Source organism: Mesorhizobium sp. LSJC285A00, assembly GCF_000503155.1.
Classification (GTDB): Bacteria; Pseudomonadota; Alphaproteobacteria; order Rhizobiales; family Rhizobiaceae; genus Mesorhizobium.
In genome coordinates this window covers 25,578-49,586 of record NZ_AYVK01000036.1, presented here as the reverse complement: position 1 = coordinate 49,586, position 24,009 = coordinate 25,578, and the positions used below count along the sequence as shown (strand labels likewise).

24 protein-coding genes and 1 pseudogene are annotated in these 24,009 nt (G+C 58.6%); 13 read left to right on the top strand and 12 right to left on the bottom strand.

The window, feature by feature from the left end; genetic code table 11:
- Window positions 1-289 precede the first annotated feature (289 nt).
- The 9 genes from X726_RS144630 to X726_RS144675 all read right to left on the bottom strand — a co-directional run bounded on the left by X726_RS144630 (window position 290) and on the right by X726_RS144675 (window position 7,988).
- Complete coding sequence (locus tag X726_RS144630) at window positions 290-604, bottom strand: hypothetical protein (protein ID WP_023672216.1); 315 nt, start codon at window positions 602-604, stop codon at window positions 290-292.
- Between the two features lie 51 nt (window positions 605-655).
- On the bottom strand, window positions 656-955 hold the full coding sequence (locus X726_RS144635) for a ferredoxin family protein (RefSeq protein ID WP_023806340.1): 300 nt from the start codon (window positions 953-955) through the stop codon (window positions 656-658).
- A gap of 11 nt (window positions 956-966) precedes the next feature.
- Window positions 967-2,274: an FAD-binding protein gene (locus X726_RS144640; protein ID WP_023712672.1), complete on the bottom strand. Its 1,308-nt coding sequence runs from the start codon at window positions 2,272-2,274 to the stop codon at window positions 967-969.
- Between the two features lie 10 nt (window positions 2,275-2,284).
- Window positions 2,285-3,394, bottom strand: a complete 1,110-nt coding sequence (locus tag X726_RS144645; RefSeq protein WP_023672213.1) for an electron transfer flavoprotein subunit alpha/FixB family protein — start codon at window positions 3,392-3,394, stop codon at window positions 2,285-2,287.
- Window positions 3,395-3,411: 17 nt separating this feature from the next.
- Window positions 3,412-4,263, bottom strand: coding sequence for an electron transfer flavoprotein subunit beta/FixA family protein (locus X726_RS144650; protein WP_023672212.1), 852 nt, complete (start codon window positions 4,261-4,263; stop codon window positions 3,412-3,414).
- Window positions 4,264-4,447: 184 nt separating this feature from the next.
- Window positions 4,448-4,828, bottom strand: coding sequence for a nitrogenase stabilizing/protective protein NifW (gene nifW, locus X726_RS144655; protein WP_023687348.1), 381 nt, complete (start codon window positions 4,826-4,828; stop codon window positions 4,448-4,450).
- The gene (gene nifV, locus X726_RS144660; RefSeq protein WP_033001946.1) at window positions 4,825-6,033 is read right to left on the bottom strand and encodes a homocitrate synthase; all 1,209 of its coding nucleotides are present in this window, start codon (window positions 6,031-6,033) and stop codon (window positions 4,825-4,827) included. Before nifV ends, nifW begins: the two co-directional genes overlap by 4 nt.
- Window positions 6,034-6,058: 25 nt before the next feature.
- Window positions 6,059-7,225 (bottom strand): cysteine desulfurase NifS, encoded by a 1,167-nt coding sequence (gene nifS / locus X726_RS144665; protein WP_023672209.1) that lies wholly within the window; start codon window positions 7,223-7,225, stop codon window positions 6,059-6,061.
- Between the two features lie 442 nt (window positions 7,226-7,667).
- Window positions 7,668-7,988 carry an iron-sulfur cluster assembly accessory protein gene (locus tag X726_RS144675; protein WP_023672207.1) on the bottom strand — a complete coding sequence of 107 codons (321 nt, stop codon included), beginning with the start codon at window positions 7,986-7,988 and terminating at the stop codon, window positions 7,668-7,670.
- 536 nt (window positions 7,989-8,524) lie between these two features.
- Between X726_RS144675 and hemP the strand changes: the two genes are divergently transcribed.
- From hemP to X726_RS0136080, 6 genes are all read left to right on the top strand, one after another.
- Window positions 8,525-8,629, top strand: a complete 105-nt coding sequence (hemP, locus tag X726_RS1000000170745; protein WP_023672206.1) for a hemin uptake protein HemP — start codon at window positions 8,525-8,527, stop codon at window positions 8,627-8,629.
- Between the two features lie 30 nt (window positions 8,630-8,659).
- Window positions 8,660-9,751: a hemin-degrading factor gene (locus tag X726_RS144680; RefSeq protein ID WP_023672205.1), complete on the top strand. Its 1,092-nt coding sequence runs from the start codon at window positions 8,660-8,662 to the stop codon at window positions 9,749-9,751.
- A gap of 844 nt (window positions 9,752-10,595) precedes the next feature.
- Window positions 10,596-11,813, top strand: coding sequence for a cytochrome P450 (locus X726_RS144685; protein ID WP_023727121.1), 1,218 nt, complete (start codon window positions 10,596-10,598; stop codon window positions 11,811-11,813).
- A 40-nt stretch (window positions 11,814-11,853) separates the two neighbouring features.
- Window positions 11,854-12,045 carry a ferredoxin gene (locus X726_RS1000000169615; RefSeq protein ID WP_084558962.1) on the top strand — a complete coding sequence of 64 codons (192 nt, stop codon included), beginning with the start codon at window positions 11,854-11,856 and terminating at the stop codon, window positions 12,043-12,045.
- A 332-nt stretch (window positions 12,046-12,377) separates the two neighbouring features.
- Entirely contained in the window at window positions 12,378-12,989 is a 612-nt protein-coding gene (locus X726_RS144690; RefSeq protein WP_033001942.1) for a nitrogen fixation protein NifQ, read from the top strand.
- Between the two features lie 1,000 nt (window positions 12,990-13,989).
- Complete coding sequence (locus X726_RS0136080) at window positions 13,990-14,487, top strand: hypothetical protein (RefSeq protein ID WP_031215328.1); 498 nt, start codon at window positions 13,990-13,992, stop codon at window positions 14,485-14,487.
- Between the two features lie 269 nt (window positions 14,488-14,756).
- Here X726_RS0136080 and X726_RS1000000170740 read toward each other — a convergent pair whose 3' ends face one another.
- Window positions 14,757-14,999, bottom strand: coding sequence for a hypothetical protein (locus X726_RS1000000170740; RefSeq protein ID WP_023672198.1), 243 nt, complete (start codon window positions 14,997-14,999; stop codon window positions 14,757-14,759).
- Window positions 15,000-15,021: 22 nt separating this feature from the next.
- Here X726_RS1000000170740 and X726_RS1000000170735 point away from each other — a divergent pair, with 22 nt between their 5' ends.
- On the top strand, window positions 15,022-15,690 hold the full coding sequence (locus X726_RS1000000170735) for a hypothetical protein (RefSeq protein WP_023672197.1): 669 nt from the start codon (window positions 15,022-15,024) through the stop codon (window positions 15,688-15,690).
- Window positions 15,691-15,746: 56 nt separating this feature from the next.
- Here X726_RS1000000170735 and X726_RS1000000171910 read toward each other — a convergent pair whose 3' ends face one another.
- Window positions 15,747-15,881 carry a DUF6471 domain-containing protein gene (locus X726_RS1000000171910; RefSeq protein WP_245270967.1) on the bottom strand — a complete coding sequence of 45 codons (135 nt, stop codon included), beginning with the start codon at window positions 15,879-15,881 and terminating at the stop codon, window positions 15,747-15,749.
- A 152-nt stretch (window positions 15,882-16,033) separates the two neighbouring features.
- On the opposite strand from X726_RS1000000171910, the pseudogene X726_RS01000000167370 reads away from it, so the two are divergent.
- The 6 genes and pseudogenes from X726_RS01000000167370 to X726_RS144720 form a co-directional block, all read left to right on the top strand.
- Window positions 16,034-16,510, top strand: a pseudogene (locus X726_RS01000000167370) (IS1595 family transposase); the annotation flags it as partial.
- A 293-nt stretch (window positions 16,511-16,803) separates the two neighbouring features.
- Window positions 16,804-18,237, top strand: a complete 1,434-nt coding sequence (locus X726_RS144705; protein ID WP_031215327.1) for a hypothetical protein — start codon at window positions 16,804-16,806, stop codon at window positions 18,235-18,237.
- The gene (locus tag X726_RS144710; RefSeq protein WP_031215325.1) at window positions 18,230-19,048 is read left to right on the top strand and encodes a hypothetical protein; all 819 of its coding nucleotides are present in this window, start codon (window positions 18,230-18,232) and stop codon (window positions 19,046-19,048) included. The genes X726_RS144705 and X726_RS144710 overlap by 8 nt, the downstream gene beginning before the upstream one ends.
- Window positions 19,048-20,361 carry a hypothetical protein gene (locus X726_RS1000000168230; protein WP_023672193.1) on the top strand — a complete coding sequence of 438 codons (1,314 nt, stop codon included), beginning with the start codon at window positions 19,048-19,050 and terminating at the stop codon, window positions 20,359-20,361. Before X726_RS144710 ends, X726_RS1000000168230 begins: the two co-directional genes overlap by 1 nt.
- Window positions 20,358-21,398, top strand: coding sequence for an OmpA family protein (locus X726_RS144715; RefSeq protein ID WP_031215323.1), 1,041 nt, complete (start codon window positions 20,358-20,360; stop codon window positions 21,396-21,398). The genes X726_RS1000000168230 and X726_RS144715 overlap by 4 nt, the downstream gene beginning before the upstream one ends.
- 59 nt (window positions 21,399-21,457) lie before the next feature.
- Window positions 21,458-22,612, top strand: a complete 1,155-nt coding sequence (locus X726_RS144720) for a DUF4236 domain-containing protein (RefSeq protein ID WP_023672191.1) — start codon at window positions 21,458-21,460, stop codon at window positions 22,610-22,612.
- Between the two features lie 33 nt (window positions 22,613-22,645).
- On the opposite strand, the gene X726_RS1000000169605 is transcribed toward X726_RS144720, so the two are convergent.
- Window positions 22,646-23,533, bottom strand: a complete 888-nt coding sequence (locus tag X726_RS1000000169605; protein WP_156932630.1) for a thermonuclease family protein — start codon at window positions 23,531-23,533, stop codon at window positions 22,646-22,648.
- Window positions 23,534-24,009: the final 476 nt, after the last annotated feature.

The following is a 24,009-nucleotide window of genomic DNA, read 5'->3' as shown; positions in this document are numbered from 1 at the left end:
CTTCCCGTGTCACATTCCTTCGGATTGCTCCGACACACCTGTCGGGCTTACGACAGTGGACAGGCAAATAGGGTCGCGAGGCTAGCAGCCTCGGGCGCGCAGAGTGTGAGCGAGACCACTCCGGGCTGCTTACGCTTGACGTCATCACGACGTCCCGAATTTCTTAACCTTGATACCATGCCGGCGCAGGGCGTAGCCGATTATCCAGGGCGTGAGGCCAGGGATACGAGCCGCCCTGGCAAAACCCAACCGGCCTTGTCAATCGCGTCGATCAGCCACTAGCGTTCCGTCAGATGCGGGCGACAAGCGGCATGGTTCGGACGCCGGCCGTAAGGGGAGATACCTTGCTGCGGAGGCGCCGATGCGACTGGCCGGCAGCCGCAATCCGCTCGATCTGGTACAGCCTGTGGTATGAGGCGGCGAGTGCCTGATTGAGGTGCGTGGGTGTTGCCGGCAGTGGCGGCAATCTCCGGCTCTCCTTCAGCGTCCAGACGACGACTTCTCCATCACCCGTCTGCAGAAACGTGGGCAGGACGTTCACGACAATTGCCCAGCGTATGGCGAGCGTAATCTCCAGCTCGCTTGGCGCGGTCAGCACCTTCACATATCGTAGAGTCCCTGAGCGCGGTATCTGCTTAGGGCATGCGTGCGCCTGTCATCCGAATTTAAAGAGGATTCCGAAACCGCCGCGTGGATAGTTCCACTCGATCTCACCAGTCGTCCCGCACAAAATCCGGCAGGTGCCGCACTCCATGCAGCCGTCGGCAGTGATCTCCACTTGACCCTTGTCGTTCAACTCATAACATTTCGCCGGGCAGACGTGGGTCAGCGCGAGCAAATTCGCGCTCGGCTTCTGGTGCGGTCGCACTTTGATGTGCGGGCGGCCGGAATCCACCAAGTAGCGGTTCTGGTAAAGCTTGTCCTCGACACGTGACTTCGTCGCTGCGCTGGTCATTTCGTCTCCCCTCAGCGCCACGCCAATGCAAGGCGGACCGCGTCGCTGACCAGCCCCCAGCGCGAGCGCGCCTTGATGAAGGCCGCCGTGGTCGCCTTTTCCTTCTCGATCTTCGGCGTGCCGTCGACACGCATGAAGTTCTGCGCAGCTTGCGACATCAACCGCGGATAAGTCGTGAAATAATTGCATGAATTGGTGTGGAGCAAGGCCGGCATGTCTTTGTATTTCCTCAGGTCCTTGACCACGAAGGACTTGTCCAGCATGGCTTTGTAAAGGGCGAGATTCCGTTTGTTCATCGGACCGTTGCGGCTCTTGACCTCGACGATTGCCTCAGCCGCAATGCGGCCGGAGGTCATGGCGAGGTTCGAACCCTCGCGGTGAATGGCGTTGTTCAGTTGCGCGGCATCGCCGACCACGACCCAACCATCGCCAAAGAGCTGCGGAATAGCCTTGTAGCCGCCTTCGGGAATGAGGTGTGCGGAATATTCTTTCACTTCCGAGCCGGCGATCAGCGGCCGGATCGAAGGATGGCTCTTCAAGGCATCAAGGAGAACGTAGGGGCTCTCGACCATCGCGGCAAAATCGGAGACGAGGCAGCCAATGCCCAGTGAGATGGACTCCTTGTTGGTATAGAGGAAGCCGAGCCCGGCCATGCTGCGGGAGGTCGTGCCCACCGCCTCGATCACGCAGCCCTCATCGCCCTTTACGCCGAACCGCTGCTCAATGACCTCTTCGGGCAAGAAATGCATTTCCTTGACGGCGAGGGCCACGGTTTGCGGCTTTGGCATCTCGCGCAGGCCGGCTCGAGTGCCAAGCAGTCCGCAGACACCTTCTGCGAGAACGACCACGTCCGCGTAGATGGCTCCGCCTGCCCGGTCTGTGCGGACGCCGATCACCCTGTCATTGGCATCACGGATGAGTTCCGTCACGGTCGTCTCGCACAGAACGGTCGCGCCGGCCGCGCGCACCTTACGCGAAAACCATTTATCGAACTGGGCACGGATGATCGTGTACCGGTTGGGCTTCGCCTCATTGAAGTCGTCCGACCTATAGTGAATCCCTGTATGGGATGTGTCGTCCATCACCCAAAGCCGCTGTTCAACCAAATGCCGCTCGAGAGGCGCATCATCCCGGAAATCCGGGATGATCTTCTCCAGCATGTTGGCGTACATGATGGCACCCTGGACATTCTTGGAGCCCGGATATTCACCCCGCTCCAACTGCAGCACCTTCAGGCCATGGCTGGCCATGGTGTAAGCAGCTGCGTTTCCGGACATGCCTGCCCCAACAACAATGGCGTCGAAGTTTTCCTCGATCATGTCCATCCCCTTAGCTCGAAAGCTTATCGCGACTGTGGGGCGACAGCCGCCGGGTGAAGGCTTCCGTCAGTGCGGGCAGGAAGCGGATCGCGTCGGTGACGATTCCGAGGTGAGCGAAATCGAAAATCGGCGCGTTCGGGTCGGTGTTGATGGCCACGATGAGATCCGCCCCCTCCACGCCAACCCGATGCTGGACGGCGCCGGAAATCCCGGCCGCTATGTAAAGCTTCGGCCGGATCGTCTTGCCAGTTTGGCCGATCTGCCGATCAGCTGGCATCCAGCTCTTCTGGACCAACGGACGCGAACAGCCGTGCTCGGCGCCGATTGCTCGTGCGAGGTTCTTCACAAGCTGCAGGTTCTCCGCCGCGCCAAGACCAAGGCCTCCCGCAACCACGACGTCGGCATAGGCAAGGTTTGCCTTCGCCGACTGATTGTCCGGCAGGAAGCCGAGGACTTTGGTAGCGATCTCGTCCTCGGCAAGCGAAAGCTTGTGCCGGATGACACGCCCGACCGGTTTATCCGTCCGCTGCGGCATGGGCATGACCCTCGGCCGCACGGTCGCCATCTGCGGGCGGAAATTGAGCGTATAGATCGTGCACAACAAGGAACCGCCGAAAGTCGGACGCGTGGCGGCGAGCGAACTGTCGGTATCCACATCGAGTTCGGTGCAGTCGGCCGTGAGCCCCGTCTGCAAGGTCGTCGCCACGGAGCCGGCAAGATCCCTGCCCAGTGTGGTGGCACCGAGAAGAAGGATTTCGGGTTTGTGGGTATCGACCAGATCCGTCAGCGCCTTGGTGAAAGGTTCATTCCGATAGTCGGCGAGCAGGGGCGCCTCGGCGATGTAGACAAGGTCAGCGCCATAGGCGAATGCTTCGGCAACGGCGTTCCCGACGGCCTCTCCCGGCGGTCCAAGCACGACGCCTGCAAGCTGGACCTGAAGCTTGTCTGCTAAGTTGCGGCCTTCGCCGAGCAGTTCGAATGATACCGGATGGACCTCGCCACGTTCGAGCTCGATGAAAACCCAAACGTGCCGATAGTCCTTGAAATGGACGGGCAATTCCTTCTTTATGCCGGCGCGGCCGGCGGCAGGGCGAGGGGTTTCTCCGTTCGCGGTCGACATCGTTTTGCTCCTTGCCGTCACGCGCCGCCGTTAAAGGCGAGCTCATGTTCCAGCGCCGGCTGGCGGGTGAAGATTGCGGTGATGAGTTCGTCAGCGACATCGCGCAAGGCCTTCTCGGCGGTGTCGATTTGTGCCGCCTTTTCAGCTCGAGCAGGAGGGGCGAAAACACGTTTGACGACCGTCGGTGAACCGCGCAGGCCGCATTTGGTGAGATCCTCAATGCCGGCGTCGGCCGCGCTCCATTTCAAGACCTGGCTGCGCGCGGCGCACAAGGCGTCCTGGATCGAGCCCCGGCGGATCTCGTTTGTGCCTTCCAGCATGGTGATGAGGCAAGGGAGCCTGCTCTTCAGCATCTGTGTGCCGCCTTCGGAACGGCGCTCGACCTTGATCTCGCGTGCAGCAAGGTCGACAGAAGGGATCTTCGCGACATAGGTCAGTTGCAGGAGTCCGAGGCGCTTGGCGATGCCGGGCCCGACCTGGGCGGTGTCGCCATCGATCGTCTGCTTGCCGGTGAAGACGAGGTCTGGCGTGCCGAACGTCTCGCCAATCTTCGCGATTGCCTGGGAAAGGGCGAACGAGGTTGCCAGCGTGTCGGAGCCGGCAAAATAGCGGTCGGTCAAGAGCACCGCTCGGTCGGCGCCGTAACCGAGCGCCTTGCGCAGCGCGTCCTCTGCCATGGGCGGACCCATGGTGAGCACAGTGACTTCGCCGCCATGTGCGTCGCGCAGTCTGAGCGCTTCTTCGAGGGCGAACAGGTCGTAAGGGTTGATGATGGTCGGAACACCCTGGCGCATGATCGTGTTCGTGACCGGATGGACCCTTATCTGTGCCGAGTCCGGCACCTGCTTGATGCAGATTACGATGTGCATTGGCGGTTTCTCTAGGCTCCTGTCCGGGTCCGGCATTGCGGTTATCTCCTTTGTCCGCATTATTCGTGCCAAGTCTCTTGCGCTCCCCTTTCCTACAACTTCGGCTGGTTGCTTCTGACGGCGCTGTGGTGATGACCGCATTTGGCGGCTGCTCGACATTGTCGCGTCGCACCCTTGTCGCCGATCATTCCCGTCCGAACCGCTTCAGTACCGAGTCGAACGGAACAAAGGTGTGACCCGGCGCGGCAGGTTTGTTCGGATCGTGGTCCTTGAGCACCTTGAAAATCCGATGCGTGAGCGGCGAGGAAATCGCAAAGTCCTCGTAAGCTCGTTCGAGCGTCGCGCGCACCCTCGCGGCAATCACCTGGTCGGGCAGACCGGAGAAATCTTCTTCGGCGAGGTATTGGCCCACACGCTTCATGATATGGAGCCGCGAGACATTCAGTACCTTCGGGTCATAGGCGACGCCTAGGACTGAGAAGAATTCCTCTGCAGCCGACAAGCGCTTCAGTCGTGCGAGGATGTCGGTGACATCCATGGGGCGGCTGTCAGCGGAACAATTCATCGCATTCTTCCTGGTCGCAAAACTGTGGCCTCTGTGCGCTCGCGCACGGCTGACTTGGACCCGCACAGCTCGATGAGGGATGCCTCGCTGCACATTCCATCGTAGAGCTCGACCAGTCGAGTTCCAGTGACGGTCGATTTGGTCTCGGCCGCCTCGCGTCGGACGCGGGCCACCATCGCGGCTGCCAGATCCGGGTCGAGATCGCGACCGCTTTCGCTCAGCACATGGGCAATCGCAGTGGCGCCGGAATGCTTGCCGATGACGATCCGCCGGCAGCGGCCCACGAGAGTCGGATCGAGCCCCTGATAAGTACGCGAGTCCTTCAGCAGCCCTGCGACGTGAATGCCGGATTCGTGGGTGAAAACATCGGCGCCGACGACCGGCTTAGTGGCTGCGGTCTGCCGGCGGGCGGCCCAAGCCACCTGGGCGGCGAGGCCGGGCAATGCGGTCAGCTCAATGCCGGTGTCTGCGCCGTCGAAGACTGCCATTGCGGCGGCCACCTCCTCCAGCGCGGCATTGCCCGCACGCTCGCCGAGCCCCAGGACGGTGACGGAGGCATGGCGCGCGCCTGCGCGGATCGCCGCCAGCGTGTTGGCGCCAGCAAGTCCGAGATCGTTGTGCGCATGAAATTCAAGGTCGATTGGAGACTGCACCACGAGCTGGGCGACAAGTTCGAAGGTCGAAAACGGGTCGAGAACACCGACTGTGTCGGCCAGCCTCAGGCGGCTTGCGCCGGCGCGTGCGGCCGTCTCGATGACGCGGGCGAGATGATCCCGATTGGCCCGCGAGGCATCCTCGCAGCCCACCGCGACGAAGAAGCCGGCATCGGCGGCGCGCCTGACCATATGATCGATGACCTGGAGCGCTCCCGCCTTGTCGAGGCCGAGCTTGGCGGCAAGTTGGATGTCCGACGCAGGCAGCGACAAATTGACCGCTTGGACGCCGCTCTCGATCGCTGCATCGAGATCCAACGACGTCATCCGGCACCAGGCCATGAGCCGAACCGGAAGACGCCGCGCTACCACGGCGCGAATTGTTTCCATCTCGTCGACGCCCATGACCGGCGTGCCGATCTCGATCTCTGTCACGCCAGCCGCCGCAAGAGACTCAGCGATCTCCAGCTTTTCCGTCGTGGTGAAGGCGACGCCCGGCGCCTGCTCGCCATCGCGCAAGGTCGTATCGTTGAGGGAGACATGACCGGTCATGACAGGCAGCCTGTTCTTCTGCGGCTCACGCATAGACCGGACTACCCGGCCCAGAACCGGAAAAGCTGCGCAGCTTCCCCACGATTCCCGGCATGACCTCGAGCACCCGGTCGATGTCCTCTTCGCTGTTGTCCCGCGCCAAGGAGAAGCGGACTGCCGCGTGTGGCGTTTTCATCGCGCTTAGGACATGGCTTGGTTCCAGAGAGCCGGAGGTGCAGGCCGAGCCAGAGGAACACGCGATGCCAATGCGGCTGAGGAGAAGTGGAATTCCATCACTTTCGACATGTTCGAAGGAGATGTTTGCGGTGTTGGGCAACCGTTGCAAGGGATCACCAGTGACACAGGTGCTTGGGATGCGCTGGAGGATCCCGCCCTCCAGGCGATCGCGGAGCGACTTTACCCGTGTGGTCTCGTCGTCCATGAATTTCAAGGCGAGTTCGGCCGCCGTGCCGAGCCCGGCTATGCCGGGCGTATTCTCGGTTCCAGCACGCCGGTTGTGCTCTTGGTGACCCCCCTTGATCAGCGAATGGAAATCGACGCCACGTTTTACGAAAAGCGCACCGATCCCTTTCGGCCCGTGCAGCTTGTGGCCGGAGAGCGACAGCATGTCGATTGCGGTCGACTTCAGGTCCATCGGAAGCTTGCCGACCGCCTGCACAGCATCGGTATGGAATAGGGCGCCCACTTCCTTGGCCAACTCGGAAAGCCTTGCCACGGGGAAGATCACACCAGTCTCGTTGTTCGCCCACATTATTGACACGATTGCAACCTGTGGGGTGAGGGCGGCCATATAGGCGTCGAGATCGAGCCGACCACGGCAATCCACCGGGATCCTGTGCACCTTGAGGCGGCGGGTCTTCTCAAGATGCTCGCAGAGCGTCAGCACGGCGGGATGCTCGACCGCGGACGTCACGATCTCGGTTCGGTTGGGCGCCGCCTCGAGCGCTGAAAGAAGCGCTGCATTGTCGCTTTCTGTCCCACCCGAGGTGAAAGTGATCTCATCCTCGAACTCCGCGCCGATCAGAGCTTGCAACTGCCTCCGCGCCTTTCTCACCGCCGCACTGACTGAGGCGCCAAGAGCGTGTGCCGACGAAGGGTTGCCGAATTGATCCCTAAAGAACGGCAACATCGCTTGCACGACCTCAGGATCGACCCGTGTGGTTGCGTTGTTGTCGAGGTAGACAGGCTTCATAGGTGCGATCCTCAGTTAAACAGAATGACGCGAGCGCTAGACCGACTCGTTGAGCCTCTGGCGCATGCCGTTGATGATCATTTGAACTGGCAGTGCGCGCAGGCGCCCGGAGTGTTTGACGTAAACCGGATCTCCGTCGATATGGACATGTTCGCAGTGGCCGTAGGTCAGCCGGCAGGTAAGGACGCCCGAACGCGATAACGCTACCGATGAGCCGAATTTGGCGCAGCGGGGCGATTTGTCCGCAAGCAGCTCGGGTGCCACCAGGAACCGAGCTGCTTCGGGAGGCGACGTTCTTTGAATCCTACTGGGAGCGAATGGCGGTCCCGAGATCGGCTTTGACCTTGTCTTGTTTTTTAGGACGGGGACATCTGTTGTGCCGGCCATATAAGTCTCCTCTGCCGCAAAATCACTCTGTCGGCCGCACAGGCGCTTCGGGCGCTTAACTGAAGGACTTGCCGCAGCCGCACTTTTCGCGCGCATTGGGGTTATCGAAGACAAAACCGGAAGATTGGAGCCCGGTGAGGAAGTCGACGGTCATGCCGGCTACATGGGGTTGGGAGCCCGCGTCCACGAACAGCTTGACCCCATCTGTGTCAGTGATCGCGTCGCCCTCGCGCGACACGCTCTCCAGGCCCATTAAGTATTTGAAGCCTGCGCAGCCGCCGGCCTCGACCATAATGCGAAAGCCTTCCGCCGGCTCGCTGGCACGGCAAAGAGCAGTCTTGAAGGCGGCAACAGCGTTGTCGGTGAGCGTAATCATGGCTCCATTCTCCTCAGTCCGCGACCTGCTTGCCCATCACGTTGCATGCACCGTGCCAAAGCCAAAAAACGTTTCAACACAGCGCGGCATCTCTCGCACTGGTGCCTCTTGATTGCTGATAAGGTGTCGGCCAATCGACACGTGCTGTCGGGTTTGTCGGGTCCGGCACGAGGGATGTTGGCCTGAGTTCTTGGGTGAACTCACATCACCAAGGACAGAACTTCTTCTGAGCTTGCCTCGGCGCAATTGGCACGGTTTTTGAAGCTCCGTTTGGCGAGACGGCAAGAGCATGCCGATCCACAACCATGCCGTGGGTGCCATCGCGATGGATGGGGCGAAGCAAGGGAGTAACATGTCAGGACCGTGGTCAGATACGCGTTGTTGGCAAAGCAGCGCCGCTCGTGGCATCCGAATGCCCGCTTGGCCGATTGCGACAACATCCATACTGGCTCACCACCGCCCAGTAGCCGCCGACCGGCTCGATGGGATGCCATCGGCATGTGGCTGCTCGCCGGTTTTCGCATCGGTGCGACGCCGTGCGCACGCTGTCCAGCGACACCTTGTTCATGGGCCAGCAGCAGATCAGGATCGAGCATTTCGGCGCGCCTTATCGGCTGAAGGTTCCCGGGCAGGGCAGATGATCCTCACACGTCGTAGAAACAGGGGTAAGCATGGACCAACGCGAGAAACCGTCGCCCGACGAAATCCGGCGGGCGTGCAAAGACAATCCGAAGATCCGGGAGCATGATCTCGCCGCTCGATTGGGCATTTCGGAAGCCGAGTTGGTCGCGGCGCATTGTGGTCACGGCGCGGTGCGCATCGAGCCGCGCGTCGATGATCTGCTGACCGGCCTCGAAGCGGTCGGCGAGGTGATGGCGGTCACCAGCAACGAAAGTGCCGTGCACCAAAAGATTGGCGTCTACGGCAAAGTGGTCACCGGCAACCAGCATGCCATACTGCTCGGCGACGAGATCGACCTGCGCATCTTCCCGAAAGCGTGGGCGTATGGCTTCGCCGTCGAGAAGCGCGAGGGGGCCGAGATCCGCCGCAGCCTGCAATTCTTTGATGCCACCGGCGAGGCGATGCACAAAGCTCATCTCACGCCCGCCTCGAACCTGCAGGCCTATCAGGATCTGACGGCAGAGCTTGTATCCCCCGACCAGGAGCCGATCATATCGCTCGAGGCGAGCGGGGCGCGCGATAACGCAGTGAGTCCAGACCACGCCACCACGGTCGACGACCTACGCGAGCACTGGGGCCGGCTAAGCGACGTGCATCAGTTCTACCATATGTTGAAGACACTGAAGCTCAGCCGCTGCCAGGCGATGCGTATGGCCGACGAGGATGACGCCTGGCTACTCGACAATGATGCCATTGGCGCCCTGTTCCAACAGGCGGCCGAAGACGAGATGCCGATCATGTGCTTTGTCGGCAATCGTGGTTGCATTCAGATCCATTCCGGCCCGATCAGGTCGGTCAAGCAGATCGGGCCGCGGATCAATGTGCTCGAAGAGACCTTCCATCTGCATCTTAGGACCCATCGCATCCGCGAGGTCTGGGCCGTGCGCAAGCCGACGAGGGATGGTCACGTTACGTCCATTGAAGCCTATGGCGCGGACGGCAAGATGATCATCCAGTTCTTCGGCACGCGCAAGGAAGGCGAACGCGAGGGCAGCGACTGGCGGTTTCTGGCCGAGAGTCTGCCACGCGTTCCCGGTCCGACCTCCAGGGGTGTGTTGACTGCCGACAGGTCCTCGGATTGAATTGGCCGCGATAGGACTCAGCACCACGTTCCGACAGCGGCTCGCGAGCAAATCTAGGTCCATGAGCGGAAAGGATGCCGTCGTAGCGCATGCGCATGGTCAGGTGATGCACGCCGGAATGGACCGCATCTATACAGTCAAGCTGGTCGCCGGTCGGCACCGGTGCGCACGAGTGCATCGCCGTCTGCCGGAAAAGCCTTGCAGCGCCTGCGAGCGATAAAACGCATACGCCATCGGCGCCGAACCGAAGCGCGGCTTGACCTTTTTGATATTTCCGATCGTCTCGCGCAAGCGCCGTCGGGTCTTCTCGGACCGCACCCGATCCTTGCGCTGGATCGCGTCGTTGCTCAATCCGGGCCGTGCGAGCGGTCTACTCGCTCGTCGACCGGCAGGCTGTGCAGCAACAGCCAAGCCGAACAGCCCGATGTCGCGGGCTCGACAAAACCGACCACGGATGTCGGTTGTCGGACGTTGTCATAAGAATGATGGACAGGTGATCATCAGCGGCAGACCCAGCGCAGGCTGGCATTGCTTGGTGCACCGCCATGGCTACCCTATCCGGCACGCGACTTGCTTCGACAATTTGATCAGCAGGGCAGAGGTGATTGACCAGTCTCTCAACCCTAACGGGGAAGCGGCCGCTTTGCTTCATGACCGGAGCGCGGCGGAGATGCCCCTCTGATCGACTTCGCAACCCATCTCATCCGCGCTGGTGCAGGTGGGCTGTATCAGGCGACAGAATCTAGAAGGCGCCCGACAAGAGACGTGCCCATGCTGGAAATCGACTTTATGAACAGCGGTGCAATCTCAATTGAGCCATGAACGCCAATGTAGAGAAAACAAAATGGCGACCAACCCCGTTCCAGATCATGTCCCGCCCGAAATGGTGAGGGACTTCAGCCTGTTTACATCGCCAGGGATGCCACCAACACCCAACGGGGATCCACACGCAGCTGTCGCTTGCGTACATGACGGGCCTCCGATCTTTTACTCCCGCTACAACACGCAAGATGGCCGGGGTACCTGGGTCATCACCCGTGCCGCGGACCAGCGGAAGGTGCTGCAGGACGCAGAGACTTTTTCCAGCCATCGCAGCATCTTCTCCTCCATACTGGGTGAGAACTGGCCGACGATCCCGCTTGAGCTCGATCCACCGGCCCATGGCGTCTTTCGCTCACTGCTTAATCCGCTGCTTTCGCCAAAGCGGGTGTTGGCTTTGGAACCGGCTGTCCGCGAACGGGCGGTCGAGCTGATCGAAAGGATCGCCGCGTCGCGCACAAGCTGCGACGTGATGAAGGATTTTGCCTTTCCTTTCGCGGTGAGCACCTTTCTTCGCTTTCTGGGGTTGCCTGATGACCGACTCGATACATTCGTCGGCTGGGGGAAAGATCTGCTCCACGGCGACGATAAGGAACGACCTGTGGCTGCCCGGACGATCGTGGCATTCATCGACGAACTTGCAGCCATGCGCCGCGATGAGGCGGTTGACGATTTCATGACCTTTATAGTGCAGGCACAGGTCGAGGGCCGCCGGCTGACTGACACCCAAGTCCGCGGCATCGGCGTGCTTGTCTTCGTCGCTGGGCTCGACACGGTCGCAGCAGCTATAGGCTTTGACTTGGCGTACCTCGCACGCAACCTCAAAGATCAGCAATTGCTGCGGAGCGAACCGGACCGCATCCCGCTCGCAACCGAAGAATTGCTGCGGGCCTATCCGCCCATTCAGTTGATCCGCGTGGCCACGAAAGATATCGACTTCGAAGGCGCGCCGATCCGGAAGGGGGACTATGTTTCCTGCGCCACGATGATTGCCAATCGTGACCCGGCGGAATTCGAATGCCCCAACACGATTGATTTGGAGCGGGAGGACAACCGCCACGCAGCGTTTGGCTATGGTCCCCACCGTTGCCTTGGCTCACACCTTGCCCGGCGCGAGATTGTCATTGGCCTGGAGGAGTGGCTGGCGCGCATCCCGGCTTTCAGGATCAAGCAGGGTACGGCGCCGATAACTTCTGGCGGCCATGTGTTCGGGATCGAAAATTTGATCCTGGACTGGTCTTAGGCCCGCCCCGAGCCCGGGCACAGACAATGGAGGCAGCGCCATGCGCATCATCGTCCAAAAGGCCAAATGCCAGGGCCACGCGCGATGCGCGGCGCAAGCGCCGGACATCTTTAAACTCGATAATGACGGTTACATCCTGCCTGGTGACATTGAAGTTGCGGAAGGGGAGGAACTGGCTGCATCACGAGGCGCGCGATCCTGTCCTGAACGTGCGCTGGAACTCACTCGCTGACGCTCTGGATGAGACGGCATTCAACCGTGAGTCTGGCGGCTTGAACCATGTGGCCGCACTCAGCACGCGACCTCTGTCCCGCACGGTTCACGTCCAACTCTGCGGGGCAAATTCCGGCGCCAGTGTTCCCCGTGAGGCGCAAACGGCAGGGCCGGGGTTCGCGAACCTCTTCGAATCACAGAATTTGCGCCAGAGCCGATGGACCAGACGAGAATTGCCGAACTACTCGACGCGAGGCGACCCGGAGTGCCGTACCGAAGAACTGCCCGACCCATGTTGCGGCAGGCCGGGTCTCTGCATGATTTGATAGGGCGAAACCAGGAGAACGCACCATATTTGCCCAACATTATGCCCGGCTCAGCACCGGCCAATGGCCGCAGCTGGAGAGAAGGTTCGACCAGCATGTGCTTGCCTGTGTGCTTTCACGTGCGCTCGAGGAGATCGAGGCCGGCGAGGCGACGGCGACGGAGGCAACCGGACTTTCGCGCGCCGAGTTGCGCGATGTCCTGTCCCGCTGTTTCCCTGCTTTTCCTATCAACGCGTTTGCCTTGGAAGAGGGGAGCGAGCCTGAGCCGGATCTGGAAGAAGAACTTCTGCGCGGACTGCTGCTGGCGCATGCCCGGCCCGACGACAAGGCAAGCGCCTGCTTCGCCAAGATCATCGCCCGGCGTGCCATGCGCAATGACCACCTCTGGCAAGACCTTGGCCTTTTTAGTCGAAGCGACCTCGGCCGCCTGCTCGCCTCGCATTTTCCGACGCTGGCGGCCGGCAACACCCAAAACATGAAATGGAAAAAATACTTTTACCGAAAGCTCTGCGAGGCCGAAGGCTTTTCGCTGTGCAGCTCCCCCAGTTGCCGGGACTGCAATGATTTCGAAAGCTGCTTCGGCCCGGAGGAAGGCGAAAGCCGCCTCACACGGACCAAGGACAACGCCCAGGATTGAGAGCCGCTTGCGTCAGTCGTACAGCGTCAGAGCTCGCGCCGCGCCATCTGTCTGTTGTCAAATCTCGACGGACGCCTTGGGGGATTTGAATACTGTGCGCTCGCGATGCTCGCTTCGGCGGGTCGTCGTCATGGCAGGCGCGAGTCGAATGTTTGTTAGATGCCGCCACAACCTAAGCCGGCATCATCAATCGCTACAAGCGCAAGGAGTTGAAGGACACGTTGCGCGATCTTGAGCAGGCCGGACTTGGTGACCAGCTCGTTAGGTTTTCCAAACATGAGTGGCTAGAGCGATGGCTGTACTGGCGTTCGATCTCGTCTATTTTTCCGGCCTGACGGCAGACCAACTGCTAGGCAGCGTCATCTCACTTCTGGCGTGTTTGCTCCTTTATAACGCTCTGGCTCCGGACCGAGTTAATCGATAGGTCGGCGGCCGCTCGGCGTCACTGCTAATGCCCTGATACGATTTTAGGAAACGGGGTCTGCAGTGTTTTCTTCCGCTTCGGCGCCACATAGCTTTCAACCAGGCGAAATGCTCGACGTCGACAGTTACCAGCGGCCGTAGGTTGATGGTCACCGTGTTTGGCGCTCAGAACTTCCTCCGTGCTAGTCAATGGCGAGCATCGGAAGCGATTTTGCAGGTTTTGCGCTGACGGGATTCTGGCTCGGCCCGCCGGTCGGGTTCGTCAAAAGGTGCTAATATAGCGTTGTATGTCCGATCGGCGGTAGTAGCCGCTTACTGATCGCCGGACGGTCATCCCTGAACCTTGTTGCACCGCACCTGGAGTGCTTAGGGAATGATATTATCTGACAAATGGAAAAATCACGTAGGAGCCAAAGTAAAATTTTATTATATATGACTCCTGAGAATTACCAAGTAATGATCCAAGAACGAATCTTTCGCGGGCCGTTAAGTTGTTTTTCAACTCTAGTGCGTCACTATGGGGTCCGTAGGTCCCAAAAAATGTCCCATCCTTTGCAGGGCAACAAGGAGGCGTACTATGGCAAGAATTTTTGAAATTCTTACGGGCAGTCTGACTGCCGGATGTGTTCTCGTAATTCTTTGCATGCCAGCGACTGCAGCTGGAATTAATGTCGGAGGCGTCGGCGGGGTATCCGTCGGCAGCGGAGGCGCCAGCGCTAATGTGGGCGGCAACAGCGGCGCTACGGCTAGCGTATCCCTAGGCGGTTCTGGGGCAAATGCCGCAGCCTCCGTCGGCGGCACTGGCGGAGCGACTGCTTCCATCGGCACCGGCCGCGCCAATGTCGGTGTCGTCACCGGGGTCGGTGCCGACGTAAATGTCGGCGTTGGAACCAATCCAGCCGCCAACCCCAGCAACCCGACCGCTTCGAGCAACCCGAATCTGGCTAGCGTTGTCGGCGATATGTCGAACGCCCAGGTCACTCGGATGAAGAAGCGCTGCGTCGAAGTGCTTAGCAACGAAGATACCTATGATCGTGAGCTGCGCCGGCTCTGCTTGCTGATCTCGCGCCGCTAACCAGCGACCCCTTTCCGACCTGTCGGGGCTGTCGACATGACACTCTCCAGTTCCGGCAGTGGAAGCCCGCCCGCCGAAAGGTTGGCGGGCTTTTACAGTCAGCGTTTTTCCATCCGCAGCAGGCAGGATGTTTAGGCACTTTCGCGTATGTAAACGTTGACACCTAAGGCGCTTCCGCCTCGTAGGCAAGTTGTGTAACGCCTTGTTCTTGAACAAAAAATGTGAGAACGCCTAGTTGCTTAAGCGAAAAGCGCCTTACCGAGCGGATATCAAAAATAAACATTGTAGCGATCTTGCAGCCGCCCGAGGCCGCTTTTACGCGTCCGGAGCAAGTCTAAGGCCGATAAGTCATCGTTTTGCTTATGTTTCTTCACGTCACGGTGGCGGTAGGTGTAGCCGGGAATGTCCTGCAAATGGAACGTATTGCCGGGAGGCGAGTAGCGGTAGATAAATCCGAATTGGTCGGTGATCCCGTTGACGCTCGTATAAGTGATCTCGCCATACAGATACATATGGAAGGGAACCCGCCCCTATGTGAGTATCGGACAGGAAAAGCTCATTCAGCACATTGTTTGTGATAGGGCCGCCGCGATCAAAAGCTGCAGGGCTAAGAGCATCGTCTGCCCCGAGCACCCGTTCAACGTCATTGATTTCTCCGGGATGGTAATGCGGAGTTGGCGGCAAGTTGCAAAGCCGGAGGCTCGCCCGAATCTTGTTTATGATGGCAGGAGTGCGTCCGAAATTCTTGATCGAGTATGCCGCTTCCGGAATTGGTCTTTTGTTGTCGGGCTTGTCAGCCCAATCGTGCGTCACCCCCACCAACGGTTTGGTGGCGGTGACGAACAGATACGGGCGCTCGATATCGAGCAAAGCCTTTTCGGCAATGTCGGCGCTGCGCTGGATGTGCCTAGCAGCCTCTTTGGCGTAGTAAGCAGCGGCCATAGCAGCGGCGAGCGTGAAAGCACCCACGATAGCGCCAATGGTGGTCCAGTTCGCCGACTGTTGGGCAGCGTCGGCAGCGTTCCACTGGGCACACAGATCGGAACTGCGATCATCGTGACCTGCTTGGCATGGGTTAGTGTAACTTGGGGGTTCATTTGCCTGTTGGACTGGCGGAGGGCTTGCCGCAACAGGGTTGCCTATGGTCTCTTGATGCTGTTCGGAATGTTGGGGCTGAGTGCTCTTGCGCTCGTCTGGCGGTAAAGCCGCCCCGAGTAAAACTACTCCGAAAGCCGCAATGAGGATGCCCCCGATAGCGTCTAAGCATTGCAGTAAGAACGCAGCGCTAAAGCCCCCCGGCTTATTTTGTTGTTCAAATTACGCTCGGTTTCGTGAATGTCCATAGTCGCCAATTTTTCGGCGAGTTGGGCATAGGTAACGCCCTTCCGCTTCAACTCTGACTTCAAAAGGTTCTTGGCTTCGTCTCGTATTCGACGGTCTGCGGGTCGTCCTTGCCTGCCATAGCCTCGCCTCAAAAAATATCATCACAGTCGGTGGTACAGGCCCCTGTATTTGGCGATACAAGCCCCGCATATAACCGGATATGATGACAACAGCCCAACACTTCCTCCTTTCCGCCGAAAGCCGCTCCCTTTCTCTGAAAGAGATTTACAAGGGTGGCGAGGAAAAGGCTTACGACGCGTTCAAGCGCCTTCGCTGGGCTTCGACTCAAGGCGAGCCTGTTTGCCGGAAATGCGGGTGCCTGGATCATTACGACATTCCGACCCGTCGCAAGTTCAAGTGCGCCGCTTGCGGGGGCGCAGTTCTCGGTTACGAGGGCACGATCTTCGCCTTGGCGCAAGCTGTCGTTTGTCGATCTGCTCGCCGCGATCTGCCTGTTTGTTAACGGCGCGAAGGGCATGTCGGCGGTCCAGTTCTCTCGCGATCTGGACGTGCAGTACAAGACCGCCTTTGTGCTGGCTCACAAACTGCGCGAAGCCTGTCGGCTGAAACCAAGAACGAAACCCTTGAAGGCGAGGTCGAGATTGACGGCGCTTACTTTGGTGGCGTGGTGCGCGCCGAGGGCGCGCGCTTCTGCTACTGCGCGAACGCCTCTGGAGTCGATTTTTAGCAGCTCATTGGCGTGATCTTCAGTTCCTTCGCCACAAAGCCCGGCGGAGAAGAGTATGCTGCCTGGCCTATTCATTGGCCCAAGTCCGCTTGCCACGGCAGCTATCGTTGTCATTTTTACATCAGACGATCGTCTCGTGAGCAGTGGACCGCAAAGTTGCGAAGACGCAGTTGCCCTTTGCTTCTACTGTGCATAGAAGCCATTTGTGCGGGCAGAGGTACAAAAATGGGTGCGGTGCTGTGGGAATAAAATTCGAAAAGCTAAATAAACTGCGGGAGTCTCTACTAGAGGCAAATCACGATTTCCGCGCCAGCACCCAATTGTTCAATAGCTTGGATGTCGCGAAAATTGATCGCGAAATGGATCTTGAAGGTCGTGGAACGCAGCGAGGCGAGGCTAACCAGCCCCCGAAAACGGCCAAGAATTTCGACGATATAGAGCACACAGTTATCGAGAGGGTCGAGGACGAAAAGAAGGCCGCACATCACACACTCGAAGACAGCCTACAGCTACTCTCCGGCCGATTGGCTGGCCTCGACTTTGAAGAGCAGTTTGGTCTGATCCGTCAGGCGAACGCCGCCAGTGTTTCCGATTTCAAGGCCTCGATCGCGGTGGGCCTGGACGAACTTCACGGATTGCGCAAATCGCTCAACGATGCGGAGAAAGAACACGACTGGTTCAAACAGAAGCACGGGCTTGTCCGGGCTGTGAGGGTTCAACACGGAGCGGCCCATGTTTTCCGAGTGTCCCTGCTAATCTTCCTGTTCCTCATTGAAACGGCGATGAACGGAAATTTCCTCGCAAAGGGAAATGAACAGGGATTCTTTGGCGGGCTCCTCGAAGCCGCCGCTTTCTCGTTTTTGAACATCGGCGCCGCTCTGCTGTTCGCAATATTCTGTGCACGCCTGGTGACTCACAGATCGCTTTTTGTGAAGTTGATCGGCGCGCTGTCGATAGTGGCCTATATCGGCTTGGCATTGACCATAAACCTAGCGCTTGCGCATTACCGCGAGGCTAGCGGGTCCTTTGTGGACGGAGCCGGCGTCGAGGTCGTGCGCAGCATGCTCGCCAATCCGGCTGGCCTTATGGACGTGAAATCCTGGCTTCTGTTCGGCATTGGTCTCATGTTTTCGATCTTTGCGTTTATCGACGGCTGGTTCGTTCTCGACCCATACCCGGGCTATGCGGGTGTCGAAAACAGATTGGTGGCTCGCCGGGAAGACTACATCGAGCGCAAGAGCGAGCTCATCGAGGCTCTGCAAGAGGTGCGCGATGAGCACAACGAGAAGGTGGAGGACATCGTCAAGCGGCTGGGGAGCAGACGCAGGGAGCATCGAGCGATCATCGACCATCGGTCGAGGCTGCTGACGCTCTTTGCGCAGCATCAAGACCAGCTGGAGCGAGCCTGCAACCAGCTTCTCTCAAAGTACAGGGAGGCCAATTTCCAGGCCCGCACAGAGCCAGCGCCAAAACATTTTGCCACACCCTACAAACTTGAGCGCATAAAACCCCTGATATCGTCCGACGATGAATGGAGCGAGAAGGAACTGGGCGCCTCAATTCGTGACGCGCAGGAAGAACTCAACGCTCAGGTGCGGCTCATCGGGCTGGAATGCGAGCGCGGGATCGAACAGTACCGAGATCTCGACAAGCTTCATCCGGATAGCGTGAATGGCTAGGCCGGGTCGCAGAAGAAAGAAAGGCAGTGGCGGCACAATTGTCGCAGCAGCCGGATTGGCCGTGCTGTCGGCTGTGATGCTGGCCGGTTTTGTTTGGATGTGGTCGAGATCCGGGAAGGACCAAATCGACATCAGCACGAATTGCCCACTGAACGGACCTGTGAGCCTGACAGCGGTCTTGATCGACGCCACCGACCCGATTTCGCCGATAACCATGGCGGATCTGAAGAATGAATTCCGCAAGACCATTGGGCGCGTCGAGCCTGGCGGCTATCTCAAGATATTGACGCTGGGCGCGAGGCCCGGCGACCTGACTGTGATGTTTGATGGATGCAATCCGGGCGACGGCTCGACGGTCGACAGCTGGACGAACAATCCGTCTCGGCGGCAGAAGAAATGGGAAGATGCGTTCGAGGACCCTTTGACGAACCTTCCCGACCAGATTCCCAATGGAGAATCCGCGAGCCAATCTCCGATCATGGCCGGAATTCAGAAAATCAAACTGTCGCTATTCGACAGCAGTTTGGCGAAAGAGAAGACCGCTAAGCGAATAATAGTCGCGTCAGATATGATCGAACATACGGCGCTGTACTCACAATATCGTTCGGGTCTCGATTATCAGAAGTACCTTGATAGCGCGGCTGACAGGACTTACGGGACATCGCTCGATGGCGTCGGGTTTACGATACTCTACGTCGATAGGGCGAAGAAGCCATTTGGCTCTTTCGAACATGCAGAGTTCTGGACCCGGTGGGTTCAAAGCCATCATGGTGATTTTGAGAAGCTGGTAGGGTTGGAGGGGTTAAACTAATGGCCAAGAAGCGAGGGGAGTCGTTCTTAGGACATCCGAGCCTGCCCCTTTTCGTCTTTGCGACGCTAACCCTGGGTGGCTGCGTGTTCATCGCAATAGCCAAGCTGTCGGGCGTAGACCCTATAATGGCGGCGAGCGCACCGGTGTGCCTGATGCTCATCTATCTTGCCGCGTCCGTCTTCACCGGCAAGCTACGGCTCCACGATGAGCAAACAGGCGACAATCTCTACTACATGGGTTTCCTGTTTACGTTGACGAGTCTCGGCGTATCGCTGTTTCAGTTTGGTTCCGAAGGATCCACCGACACAATCGTGAGGAACTTTGGTATCGCGGTGACGTCGACGATCACGGGCATTGCTTTGCGGATCTTTTACAATCAGATGCGCCGCGATCCTGCCGACATCGAACGGACGGTCAGGCACGAACTCGCGGATATGACGCGGCGTGTAAGAGCCGAGATGGAAAGTGTAACCAGGGAATTCGCTGACTTTCGCCGCGTAAGCAATCAGATGTTGGAGGAGGGTTTTGCCGAAATCGCCGTTCAAGCGGAGCGGAACGGAGAGCACATAAGATCGGCCCTGGATAAAATCGCGATGGAATCGATCAGACCAGTTCAAGAGGCCTCGGGAAAGCTCAGCAATGCTTTGAGCCACAATTTTGGGCAGATCGAAAGTCAGTTCTCGTCGATCGCACAGCGCGTCGAGGCGGCAGCCGATCTGCTCGACAAAGCCAACAGCTCAATGTCCTCTTCAGTTGGCAGACTGGGTGAACAGGCCGAAAGCGTAGCCACCAAGTTGGAGAAGGTTGTCGTCCCTGATGAGGTCCTTAAGAACGATCTGGCGCCGATGGTGAAACTTCTTGGCAGCGCGGTCGCTCAGTATGCTGTCAAAACAGAGACGGCTTCGCAGGAACAGCAAGCCCGCATGGCGGGCATCGTTGATGCTGTGGCTAAAGTGGCCGCAGGTGTGGAAAAGGCTGTGGCAGCCGCAGAGCAAACAGCGGAGAGCGTCCAAGCGCAACAACGCTTGACCCAGGCGCTTGCCGCAGTGGTGCAAAAGCAAAGCAAGGACACCGGAGACCTTGTCGCAACCTTGGCAGGAAGAACCCTTCACGCGCCGAGGCCTGTTCCCCCTCTCAACGCTCCTATCGCGATTGAACAGCCACTGGCAGATCTGGCCGCAAATGACACCGTCGAGAGCGCACCAATTCGGGTCGAGCCTGAGCCCCAACCAGACGCTTTCCAAACTCTGGGAAGCGAGCCTCCCGCCGAACGAACGGAACCGCCTAAGCGAACCAGTTGGTGGGGCAGGTGAGTGACGCTGGCGGGACTTCGGTCGCCTTCGAGCGCAAGGGTTTTGGCCGCGGTTTGATACTGGGCCTGACCATGGCCGAGACGATGCTGCTTTTGGTGTTCTGCCTGTTGCTAGCAGCCGGTGCTATCATCACGAAAAAGCAGAAAGAGACCGATGAGGCACTGCGAGCCACTCAATCAAACAAGGAAAACGTGCAGAGGCTCGAAGCCGAGAACAAGCGGCTTCTGGCTCAGATAAAAGCGGTGTTTCAGCCCACGAGGGGAGGAACCGTTCCCGACGAACAATGGCGCGAGCTGGTCCTGGCCAAGGATGCTGTTAAGTCGGTCAAGGAAACAGGTATTTCTCTGGAGGAGGTCGTGCGAAATGCCCCTGTCGCGAAAGTCCTTGCGGACAACGACATAAGCATTGATCAGACCAAGGCCATGATAGATGCGGCGAAGGTCTTGAGAGAATTTGGTTACGCCGGCACCGACAAAGGGCTGCAGGATCTGGCTGATGTGCTCAAGGAGGCTGCAGAGCCGACGCAAGCAGCAAAACCTCACGATTGGCCGCCGATCATCAGTCTCAGCGAACTGGATGGCTATAATTTCGATACCGGAAGCGCAGAGCTTTCGAATGCCTTCAAAACAAAGTTGCGCGATCTTGCGAAGACCATCGCCGGGACTGCGACCTCGTACGGTGTCGACGTGATTGAGGTAATTGGACACACGGACGAACAGGCAATGGCGGGCGAATCTTCCAACATGGACAAGGGGCTCCAACCGGTCCTGTCAGGGAAAGTGGAAATCGGCTCACTCCATCCCGCCGACAATGCCGGTCTTGGGCTGGCCCGCGCGATTTCAGTTACAAGTGTGCTCAGTGACATGCCCGCATTAAAGGGGTTTACGATTTTGCCGATGTCTGGTGGTCAGCTCATCCTGCCCGGCGATCATCTCACCGACGGAGCGCAGATTGGCGATGTACGGGCTCGAAGGCGCATCGAGATTAGGGTGAGGCAGCGATCAAAATTGGCGCCGGTTGCTGGCGCCAAGCCATGAATGGGGACGAGAGACTGGCGCCTTAGTCGGTACGGCAGTTGAGTTGGGGGGATTGGGCTATGGGGTTTTACGTTCGAAAATCGATCAGTGCGGGACCATTCCGCTTTAACTTTTCGTCCGGTGGGGTTGGCGCTTCCGTTGGCGTGAAGGGCCTCCGCATCGGCACTGGGCCAAGAGGTCACTACATCCACGCCGGCGTGGGTGGGCTCTACTATCGTGGCACTTTAGGCAAGGCCAGCGCGAAGAAGGTAGTTCAGCTCTCTCAGACCCCATCTGCGCCGCAACCCCGTCCACAATCCTCGCGCCCGGAATACGTCTCTGACGGCGTCGTGATGAGAGAAATCGAGTCCCGCGATGTGGTGGAAATGCGTGACGAGACATTCGCCAATGTGCTCGATGAAATCAATGCCAGGCAATCGCAGACGCGGCTGTCCGTAGCACTCGCGGTTTTGTTCGGGATTGCAGGTTTCCTTGTGGGGACCAAGCTCGGAGGTGCCGCACCGGTGCTGGGCATCGGTGCCTTTGTGCCGGGTATGCTCATTGGCAAATGGTTTGACAGTTACCGCCGGGTGAGCGTGCTCTATTACGATCTGGAAAAAGACGCGGAGGCCGCCTACGGGCGACTTGTCGGCGCGTTCGAAACTCTCACCGGCTGCGCAGGGAGATGGCATGTCGCTGCCGGCGGCAAGATAGAGGATCTGACTGCTTGGAAGCGAAATGCCGGGGCCAGCATGCTGGTCGACAAAAAGCCCACGACACTTACAAGCTCCTTGCCGAAGGTTGTACGCAGCAACGTTACTCCTCCTTCAATCCATGTGGGTCGGCAGGTGCTCTTCTTCATGCCTGACCTAGTGCTGGTGAAGGACGGAAACCGATACGGCGCAGTCGGATATGCCGATCTGCAGACCCAATTCGCCCCGAGTAATTTTATCGAGACCGGCAAAGTTCCATCTGATGCGGAGATCGTGAGCTACACCTGGGCTCACCCAAACAAAAACGGCGGGCCTGACAAGCGCTTCAAAGACAATCGGCAGATCCCTGTATGCCGCTACGAAGCGTTGCGGTTTTCTAGCCCGTCCGGACTTAACGAGCTGGTGGAATTTTCCAAGACAAACGTCAGCCAGCCATTTTGCCAAGCTCTATCGGCACTCGCGCAATTGCATCGAAGCTCCGACCGCCAATTCATAACGCTAAATGCGCACACTAGGGAGTGATGGTTGGGGATGGGTTCAAAGCGTGAGCCCAGGTCAGCAAACGCCTTCGCACGGAATCCCGTCGCTATCTCGATCCAACTTGCTCCCCCATGAGCAGTTGGCGAGATACCAACGTGCTTCTTCGCAAGATGAAATCTGCGTGCACAAGCGGCGAGGTTGGCATGAGTAGCTCTGTGCTACTTGGCGACGGCTGACAAGCCCAAGGGGGCTTTTGGTTGGGCTCGCAGATTCGGCATGTTGTTCGCGCCAATCCCAAGGGTTGTCAAACGTCCCAATCCAGATTCCAACCTTTGCGGTTTCAGCATTAGTTTGCTGTTGCGCATAGGCGCCGTGGCTATAGCGGGGCCAGTCCAAGGCTTGGCCATGTTCGACCATCCAGGACGCGGCGCTGACACCGTCCGCGCGCCGACAATCACCGACGAAGCGACGGTACCGATCCCATGAAACAAATGTGCATTGGACAGGCTGCGAAGCCGCAAGGAAATTCGCCAATGCTTCGGCCGCCCGGCGCCCGCAGGGGTATTGATGTGCGCTAGCGTCTTTGCAGTATTGGCGGCTTTCGGGTGCATCGATGCCGTTGAAGCGGACGCGCTGCCCGTGGATCTCTATCGTGTCTCCATCAATCACCGATGCTATGCCTACTATCGGCGCCCGTCTCGACCCGGCCGAGTTTGCTATATCGAGACCATGTAACTGGTCACCCGAGCCTGTAAAATAGTGGGTCGCGTAAGCAGCCAAGGCCACCACGATCACCAGGATCAGAGGCAAGCGCACATCTGGAGAGAAACGTCTGCGGACGATTGGTTCAGCGCCGCGCCTTGGTCGCGCGCGGCGACGATGAGAATAGCGATTGTTATTCAATTTCCGATCCTTTGCGAAACGCAAGCTGCATGATTTGTAACGTGCCTCTGCACCATTCATAGGCGCCTTTTTCGCTGGCGCTGGTTTGCCTTGTAGTTCGGCGCTTTGAACACCATGGTGCCTTCGCAGATCAGCCCGAAGTCACGACTTTGTAGTTACCTTTTCCGTAAACACGACCATCTTTCCGCGCTGGAGCCTACAAGTTTTCTCGGAATGAAATTAGGAGGCCGATTCAAAAAGAAGTCGGCTTGTGCGCCAGTTGGTCGTGGCCGGCGAGGCGGATGCCAGAGCTGCCAACACCTCGTCCACACGTATGATGGCATTTTGTCTGAAAGGGAACCTCGAGATCAAGGTGGGGATGCGAAGTGTCCGGAACATTAAACAAACATCCGCAATTTTTCCACCAAGCCGCAGTGCTCACAATACTAAACGATTGAAGTGTTGGTGGCAGCCATTCGAGGTTGAAAAACCAGCATTTTATGTTGCGGACAGCCCTTGTCTAGGCTCTATGTGTCCAGCCTATCAGGGGGGTGTGA